The organism is Prosthecobacter sp., assembly GCF_044373815.1.
Classification (GTDB): Bacteria; Verrucomicrobiota; Verrucomicrobiia; order Verrucomicrobiales; family Verrucomicrobiaceae; genus Prosthecobacter.
In genome coordinates, this window is record NZ_JBIPNG010000507.1 from 1 (window position 1) to 4,542 (window position 4,542).

Consider the following 4,542-nt stretch of genomic DNA (forward strand, 5'->3'; position numbering starts at 1 on the left):
CGGGCTCCATCTCTTAATGCACCCATGCGCCTCACCCTCTTTGCCTTAGTCCTCGCCATTCCCGCTTTGGCCAAAGACATCCCCATCGCAGATGCCGCCGCATTCGCCGCCGCTGCTCAAACAATCAGCGCAGGCGACACCCTCATCCTCAACGACGGCACCTGGGCCGATGCCCAGCTCAAACTCCACGCCGAAGGCACCGCCGAGAAACCCGTCACCATCAAAGCCCAAACCCCCGGCAAGGTCATCTTCACCGGCACCTCACGCCTCTCCGTCGGCGGCTCCCACATCATCGTGGACGGCCTCTGGTTTCAGAACCCCACCGCCGAGCAAGTCATCGAACTCCGCAAAGACTCCAAACAGCTCGCCTCCGACTCCCGCATCACCAACTGCGCCGTCACCAACGACACCCAGCTCATCTCCACAGCCTCCTCCCAGTTCGTCTCCATCTACGGCGCACGCAATCGCGTGGACCACTGCTACATCGCCGGCAAGACCACGCAGGGCACCACCCTCGTCGTCTGGCTCTCCAACGAATCCAAAGACCAGGGCAAACACCAGATCGATCACAATCACTTCGGCCCCCGCCAGAAGCTCGGCAAGAACGGCGGTGAAACCATCCGTCTCGGCGACAGCAAGACCTCCATGCAAACCGCCGCCTGCATCGTCGAGCACAACCTCTTCGAGAAATGCGATGGCGAAGCCGAGTGCATCTCCAACAAATCCTGCGGCAATCTCTACCGCCACAACACCTTCAAAGGCGTCTCCGGCACCCTCACCCTTCGCCACGGCAATGGCTGCACTGTGGAACACAACACCTTCATCGGCGACGGGGCCAAAGGCACCGGCGGCGTCCGCATCATCGGCGAAGACCACACCGTCACCGCCAACCGCTTCGAAAACCTCACCGGCGACAACGAGCGCAGCGCCATGTGCATCATGCTCGGCATCCCCGATTCCGTCCCCAACGGTTACTTCCAGGTCAAGCGCGCCAAGGTCACCGCCAACACCTTCATCAACTGCAAACACAACATCCTCATCGGCATGAGCGGCGACAAAAAAGCCACTCTCCCACCGCTCGAAACCGAGATCAGCGGCAACACGATTCAGACCAACAAAGGAGAAGCCTTTGAAATCAAATGCGCAGCGGAAGGCGTGACCATGAAGGACAATCACACCGGCACCGCCGAGCCTGCCACCACGCCACCTCCCGCCTCCGAACCCACCGGCCCTGCTTGGAAACAACAGTAATCCAGCAAAGTGAAAGCGTCGGGTCTGGCTTCCGTGTATTCAGTCTATTCCGTGGTTAATTCTTTGGCCTCCGCGGTGGAACCCTCTGGCACTCTCCTCCTGCCACATTCATAATCCCCCATGCGTACCAACGTCCTCCTCAAACCACTCACCTGCTGCTGCCGCAAACCCATGACCGGCTTCTACCGCGATGGCTACTGCCGCACCGGCCCCGGAGACGTCGGCCTGCACACCGTCTGCATTGAGGCCACCGAGGAGTTCCTGAACTTCTCCTATCTCAGCGGCAACGACCTCTCCACTCCCGCTCCCCAGTGGGACTTCCCCGGCCTCAAACCCGGCGACCGCTGGTGCCTCTGCGTCACCCGCTGGAAAGAAGCCCTCGATGCCGGCTGCGCTCCGCCCGTCTCCCTCTCCGCCACCCACGAATCCGCCCTCGAATGGGTCGACCTCGAAGACCTCAAAGCCCACGCCCTCGATGATCCTGGCGAAGAGATCGAGTAGTGAATGATGGAGTCTCGCCAAAGCGAAATCCTGCATTGTCCCGCTATACCCCATTCGAGTATAGGTCCTATCCGTCCTATTCTGTGAAAGGACCGCACGCTGCCCGGCACCCTCTATGGCACAGCGCCATGCAGAGCGCGTGCACCCACATTCCGCTCCCCACGCACCATCACCGCCCGCCACTTCCCCCGCAGTATCTCAAACGACCTCCGGACCACCCGAAACATCCGCGGCAGCACCAGCCACAGCACGATGATCACCGCGGTAAAAACACACAGCGCCAGCACCGGCTTCAGCAGCATGATGAGCGTTCCCGCCACCACCGTGATGTCTTCGGCGATGCTCAGTACCACATTCGAAACCGGCTCCGGCGAATGATTCGCCAGCAGCCGCGTGCCCGCCTTCGCGCTGTGCGTCGTCAGCGCCGCACCACCTGCCAGCAGCGCGCCGATCACCTCCATATGCGGCGGCATATCGCCCAGCGCCTGCATCGCCAGGATCGTTCCACCCACGGGCCTGATCAGTGTATGCACACTGTCCCACAGCGAATCCAGCCACGGCACCTTGTCCGCCACAAACTCAATCGCATACAGCACTCCAGCGGCAATCAGCACCCAGTCATGCCCCAGCACTTCCAGTGATTGGTACTTCGCCGCCAGATGCAGCGCATCAAACCTCACCAGCATTCCCGTGAGAAAAACCGTCAGGTAAAGGTTCAGCCCCGCCAGCGAAGCCAGACCCAGCGCGAGCCCCAATTGTTCGAGGATGTGCATGCCGCCCCTATACCACAAATCCCCCATCTCGCGAGAAACAAGATTGGCCACATTTTGGAATCCTGCCTTCCGGCAGTTTGAAGTACGATAGACACTCTTGTCTGTCGATCCCAGCGCTCCGCCAAAACCCTGCGAAGTACAAACCTACCTGCTGCATCGCTGCAGTCGTCTGCATTGTTGCAGGTCGATTCGAGAACGAGAGAGCGAGCACATTTGGCGGTGCCGCTGGCCGAAAGACGGGAGCATCCGTCACACTTGAAAAGGCCTACTGACAGGCAGCTCCGGAAGAACCAAGAACCAAGAACCAAGAACAATCCCCCCTCACCGACTCTCCAAAAATTCCTTCACCCCCTGCGCCAGCACCTTGCTGATCCCCGGCACCTCCGCCATCTCCTCCACCGTCGCCTTCCGCAGTCGTGTCACCGAGCCAAACTTCTTCAGCAGCGCCGCCTTGCGCGTCTTGCTGATCCCCGGGCAGTCATCCAGGACACTCTCCGCCACACGCTTCCCCAGCAGCAGTTGATGGTACCCATTCGCCCAGCGGTGCGCCTCATCACGAATGCGCTGCAGCAGCTTCAAAGCCCCGCGTTCATGCGGAATGATCACCGGATGGCTTTCTCCCGGCCGATAGACCTCCTCATGCTCCTTCGCCAGACCAATGATCGGCAGCGTGTGCAGCCCCAGTTTTTGAAGCTCCGCCACCGCCACCCCCAGCTGCCCTTTGCCACCATCCACGATCACCAAATCCGGCAGCGTCACAAATTTCGTGTTCGTTGCCGCCACACGCTCCAGCGCCTCCGCCGGAGCCTCCTGTGAAAACTCCGCCACATCTGCCGCCACCTTTCGGCCTTCTAGCAGGATGCGCGAAAAGCGTCGGCGGATCACCTCCGCCATGCTGATGAAATCATTCTGACCCGTCACCGATTTGATGCGGTACCGTCGGTAGTTCGAATTGTCCGGCACCCCGTTTTTAAAGCGCACCATGCTCGCCACGCAGTGCGCCGTGCCGATGTTCGCGATGTCAAAGCACTCCATCACCAGCGGCGCTTTCTCCAGATGCAGCAGCTCCTTCAGTTCCTGCACATCCGCCATCGGGTTGATACTCCGAATGACTCGCGCCCGCGCACCGCGCTCAAAGGTTCGCGTGGGGATCAGCGTCTTCTTAAAATCCTCCACCATGTCCCGCAGCTCAGCCGCCTTTTCAAAGTCCATACGCGCCGCCGCATGCAGCATCTCCTCTTCCAGCGCGGTCACCAGATCCTTCGACTTCCCATCCAGAAACTCGCAGGCCTGCTCCACCCGCTTCTTGTAGTCCTCCAGCGAAATGCGCAGGATGCATGGCGCGGAGCAGTTCTTGATGATGTCGTTGGAGCAGTGCTTGTAGTCCGCTTCACCCGGCTTCAGCGGGCGGCACACCCGCAGGCCAAATTTCTTGTTCAGCCAGTTCAGCGTCGTGCGCAGCGCCATCCCATGCGGAAAGGGGCCGAAGTAGCGCGCCCCGTCCTCCTTCCTCAGCCGCGTGGTGGAAAGCCGTGGCATCGCATCGCCCATATGCACGCGCACCAGAAAGTAGCGCTTGTCGTCCCGAAAGCTCACGTTGTAGCGCGGGCGGAATTCCTTGATCAGCTTGCCCTCCAGCACCAGCGCCTCCGTTTCATTGCGCACCTCATGCAGGTCAAAATCCCAGATGCTCGCGATCAGCGCCCGCGTCTTCCGGTCGGCCAGTTTCGATCGCGCCGGCGTGAAGTAATTCGCCAGCCGTTTGCGCAGATCCCGCGCCTTGCCCACATAGATCACATTATTGATCCGGTCCCGCATGATGTACACCCCCGGCACATGCGGCACATCACGCAGCTTGGCAATGAGGTCAGGTTTCTGGCGGGCGTTGGACATGAAAGCGGTTGGAGAAAGAGGCAGGAAAGGAGGAGGTCAAAGCCGCGCCGTCAAGAGCTCAAGGAAGCGTCAAGGTGGGGCATGGGCCCAACACTCAGCCACCCTGTCCCACCCCGATCACTGA

At 60.5% G+C, this 4,542-nt stretch carries 4 protein-coding genes; 2 read left to right on the plus strand and 2 right to left on the minus strand.

The genetic code is table 11. The annotated features are described in order from the left end of the window. Positions 1-1,251 (plus strand): polysaccharide lyase 6 family protein (locus tag ACIREA_RS27105; protein WP_397385447.1); only part of this gene is annotated, 1,251 nt, incomplete at its 5' end. Positions 1,252-1,371: 120 nt separating this feature from the next. Continuing rightward, positions 1,372-1,752, plus strand: coding sequence for a DUF2237 family protein (locus tag ACIREA_RS27110; protein WP_397385448.1), 381 nt, complete (start codon positions 1,372-1,374; stop codon positions 1,750-1,752). Positions 1,753-1,865: 113 nt separating this feature from the next. Here the strand turns inward: ACIREA_RS27110 and ACIREA_RS27115 are convergent, their stop codons facing one another. Both ACIREA_RS27115 and ACIREA_RS27120 read right to left on the minus strand, forming a co-directional pair. Then, complete coding sequence (locus ACIREA_RS27115) at positions 1,866-2,525, minus strand: DUF4126 domain-containing protein (protein WP_397385449.1); 660 nt, start codon at positions 2,523-2,525, stop codon at positions 1,866-1,868. Positions 2,526-2,846: 321 nt separating this feature from the next. Continuing rightward, positions 2,847-4,418 carry a GIY-YIG nuclease family protein gene (locus tag ACIREA_RS27120; RefSeq protein WP_397385450.1) on the minus strand — a complete coding sequence of 524 codons (1,572 nt, stop codon included), beginning with the start codon at positions 4,416-4,418 and terminating at the stop codon, positions 2,847-2,849. Between the last annotated feature and the right edge of the window lie 124 nt (positions 4,419-4,542).